Source organism: Gordonia sp. (in: high G+C Gram-positive bacteria) (genome assembly GCF_049299075.1).
Classification (GTDB): domain Bacteria; phylum Actinomycetota; class Actinomycetes; order Mycobacteriales; family Mycobacteriaceae; genus Gordonia.
The window spans coordinates 1-3681 of record NZ_JBAQWU010000369.1 but is presented as its reverse complement, the minus strand read 5'-3'; the positions used below and the strand labels follow the sequence as shown (position 1 = coordinate 3681).

Below are 3681 nucleotides of genomic sequence, written 5' to 3'. Positions count from 1 at the left end.
GGCCTACGCTGACGCCTCCCGTGCGTTCGCCGACGGCGCCCTGGACATCGCGCGGGGCGAAGCGCGCGACGCCGCGCCGGGGGTCGACGCGACGGGCGAGATCATCGAGGGGCGCCCGGTCCTGGTGCTGCGCCAGCTCTCGCACCGCGCCCACCTGATGGTGGTCGGCCGACGCGGTTTGGGCGGAGTGAAAGGTCTGCTGCTCGGCTCGGTCAGCAGCGATCTGGCCGCGCATGCCGAGTGCCCGGTCGTCGTCGTCTCCGACGATCCGCCGACCACCGGGCCCATCGTCGTCGGCGTGGACGGATCGCCGGTGTCTGCGCAGGCCGTCACCGAAGCCTTCCGGGTGGCGTCGACGCTCGACGCACCACTAATCGCCGTGCACACTTACGCCGACTACCCGGGTATCTCTTCGTTCGACCTCGTCGAGGACGGGCGGCAGCAACTGCTCGACGAGGCGCGCGAGAACCTTGGTTCCCAGCTGGCCGGTGCCGAGCAGGACAACCCCGACGTCGCCGTCGAGACCGTCGTCACCATGCAGCCGGCAGCCGAGCAGATCCTCGACACCGCGGCGTCCGCACAATTGATCGTGGTTGGCAGCCGGGGCCGGGGCGGATTCCGCAGCATGCTGCTCGGTTCGACGAGCCAAGCGATCCTGCATGTGGCAGCGTGCCCGGTGATGATCGTCCCGCACTGACCTCGGCTATCGCACGACGGCGGGCTTGGTGCAGCTGTCCGGCCAGGCAACCAGGGAACAGGGGAGCGGGAGCCGGGTAGGTCGATAGTTGGTCGGTACGCCGCCGCGCGCGACAATGCCGCGGTAGGCGGCTACTGCGGCGGTCGGCTGGCGGGTGAGCGTCGGATCGGTCAGCACGTCCACCTCGAATAGGCCGAACCGGTTGTTATAGGAGCCCCACTCGTAATTGTCGGTCAGGCTCCAGTAGTTGTAGCCGACCACCGGAATGCCGTCCTGCCGGGCGCGTTGCAGCCAGTAGATGGTGTCTTTCAGGTGATGGTCTCGGCGGTAGCCGTCGGGCCGAAACTGATTGTTTCCCGTCGCCAGACCGTTCTCCACGATCCGAATCGGCTTACCCGGGTAGCGCTGATGGATCCAGCGCACCACGTAATAGATGGCTTCGGGTGCTTGCGAGGCCGCTGGGAAGTCGTCGAGGGCGGCATTGGCGACGCTGAGGTCGGTCGGCGCTAGCGAGTAATAGTGGTCGACGCCGATGAAGTCCATCGTGTCGCGCAGACGGTCGGGGAATGCCGCGAGAAGTGCCTGCTGCACCCCGGGAATGGGGATGAAGGCGAGGTTCGACGACACCTGCGCGCCGGGCTGACGGCGGTGCGCGTAGCGGTACAGCGCGCGGTGTGCGCGCACGATGCCGTCAGCCATGAGCGCGGTGTTCTGCGGTGCGAGGCCGCCGTGCCAGAGTTCCCGGCGGACGTATTCGGTCGGTTCGTTGAACGTGATCCAGATCGGCGTGGCGTGCGCGTAGCGGTCGATCGCCTTCTTACCGAAAGCGATCAGATCGTCGGCCATACCCGCCCGATTCCAGCCGCCGCGATCGACGGTCCAGCCCGGATGGACCCAGTGGGTGAGCGTGATCATCGGCGTCATGCCAGCGGCCGTCGCCTCGCGCACGACGCTGTCGTAGAACGACCAGCCCGCCGCGTCGTCGACGCCGGGTCGACGTTCGACGCGCGCCCATTCGATGGAGAAGCGGTACACCTGGACGCCGAGGGAACGCGCTCGGGCGATATCCGCACGATAAGAGTTCAGGAAGTCGGTGGCGGTGCCGACGGGGTGTTCGAAGCGTCCGGCGTCACTCCAGCGTTTCCAGTTGGAGTCGGGGCTGTGCCCTTCGGATTGGAAGCCCGACTGGGACACCCCGAACTCGAAGGACGGCCCGAGTAGCGGTACCCGCGCCGATGCCTCACCCGGCGGCGCAAGCAGCGCGAGCGACAGGAGGGTGGCGAGACCGAGCGACACGGCGCGTGTGACGTACATGGCGGTTCTCCCCGGATTCAGCGGTGCATTGAGCGTACTGACTAGAGTCGGGTGCACACCCCGAAAGGAAACACATGAGTCGCACTGCCCACGGTCGTACGGTCGGAATGCGTACTGCCGGAACAATTGCCGGACTTTCCGCGGTCGCCCTCGTCGCTGCCGGTTGCGCCAACGACACCGACGACGCCGCCGTCTCCGCCACCACCACCGCGGCAACAAGCGCGGCGACCGAGTCGAGCGCCGCAGCCGACAGCCCGACGGCCGCCGAGTCGTCCGCCGCCACTTCCGGTGCAGCAGAGGAATCCGGGGACGTGGTACTGACCGGTGAGCGCGGTGTGGAGGTGACGCTGACCGGACCGATCGCCGACAAGTACCGCGCCGCCTCCGACGCGCAGCGTCAGGAACTCGGACAGCCGCTAACGGGCGACCACAATGCCGAAACCCGCGATAGCGGAGTCGTCTTCCAGCAGTTCCAGGGCGGCGTGATCGTGGCCGCGAACAACGATTCCGGCACGCAGGCGTATATCGTGTCGGGCCCGATCCGCGACGCTTGGAACATCGAGCGCAATGCGCAGGGCGCGCCCGATTCGTCGGGTACGAACGGCTCCGCGGGTCCGCTCGGCTACCCGACCAGCGACGTGACCACCAAGGGCAACGTGCAGACGGCGACTTTCCAGCACGGCGCCATCACCTACAACGCCGCGACCCGCATGATCGAGGTGACGGTCAACGGCCACGTCAACCCGGCCGAGACCGTCTCCCGCTAGGAGTTTCGCCGGGCGCTCGCAGGTCAGTTTGCGAGCGTCCGGCGAATAAAGTCGACGGCGAGTTCGCCGGCGCGCCGGCTCTCCGGGAGCAGCCCGGCCAGCACCGGGAAAGCGTGCATTCCGCGCCGCCACCGATGTGTTTCGATCACCCGGCCGTGCGCCGTAAGGCGCTCGGTAAAGGTCAACGCGTGTGGTTCGACGAGCTCGTGTGCTGCGGTGGTGAAGAAGGTCGGGGGAAAGACCTCCGGTGCGCAGGCCAGCATCGATCGCTCGCCACGTACCCGCACCGGGCCCCGATCCCACAACTGCTGCGCGCGGCGCACTGTGCTGGCCGGCTGGAATGCATCGCGTGTGGACCAGGACTCGTCGGCGATCTCGCCGTCGAGGTCGAGCAGGGGAGAGAAGCCGACCAGGGCTGCGGGAGCGGCTATTCCGTCCAGGGCCGCGAGCTCGCAGACCTTCGCGGCGAGGAAGCCCCCGGCCGAGTCCCCGGCCACCACGATCCGCGCGCCGACGGGCAATTGCTCGCGCAGCGCCGAATAGGCGGCGTAGGCATCCTCGACGGCCGTGCCCGGTCCCGCGACAGGTAGCTGCCGATAGCGCACCGAATGCACCGGCATGTTCAGCCCGTCCGCCAGATTGGCGCAGAGCCGACGGTGCGTGGCCGTGCCGCAGAAGAGGAATGCGCCGCCATGCAGGTAGAGCAGTGCGTCCCCACTACCCGGGACGCCAGCCTGCTCGGAGGCGATCGGATCGCCGTGCGGGGTGATCACTTCGACGCCGACGCCGCCGAGTTCGGTCTCGGTGACGTGCACCCGGCGCGGATGAGGCAGTCGCGCAAAGCCATGTTCAAGGGTGCCCAGCATGCGGATACCGGCATCGGTGAGCGGCCAGAATCGGTAG

At 68.0% G+C, this 3681-nt stretch carries 4 protein-coding genes; 2 read left to right on the top strand and 2 right to left on the bottom strand.

What is annotated here, in order from left to right; translation table 11 throughout:
- A partial coding sequence (locus tag WAW85_RS11580; protein WP_422559758.1) for a universal stress protein occupies window positions 1-697 on the top strand: 697 nt, incomplete at its 5' end.
- 6 nt (window positions 698-703) lie between these two features.
- Here WAW85_RS11580 and WAW85_RS11575 read toward each other — a convergent pair.
- Window positions 704-2011, bottom strand: a complete 1308-nt coding sequence (locus WAW85_RS11575; RefSeq protein ID WP_422559757.1) for a family 1 glycosylhydrolase — start codon at window positions 2009-2011, stop codon at window positions 704-706.
- Window positions 2012-2085: 74 nt separating this feature from the next.
- On the opposite strand from WAW85_RS11575, the gene WAW85_RS11570 reads away from it, so the two are divergent.
- On the top strand, window positions 2086-2778 hold the full coding sequence (locus WAW85_RS11570; protein WP_422559756.1) for an LGFP repeat-containing protein: 693 nt from the start codon (window positions 2086-2088) through the stop codon (window positions 2776-2778).
- A 23-nt stretch (window positions 2779-2801) separates the two neighbouring features.
- Here the strand turns inward: WAW85_RS11570 and WAW85_RS11565 are convergent.
- Window positions 2802-3681: alpha/beta hydrolase (locus WAW85_RS11565; protein ID WP_422559755.1), on the bottom strand; the 880-nt coding region annotated here is incomplete at its 5' end.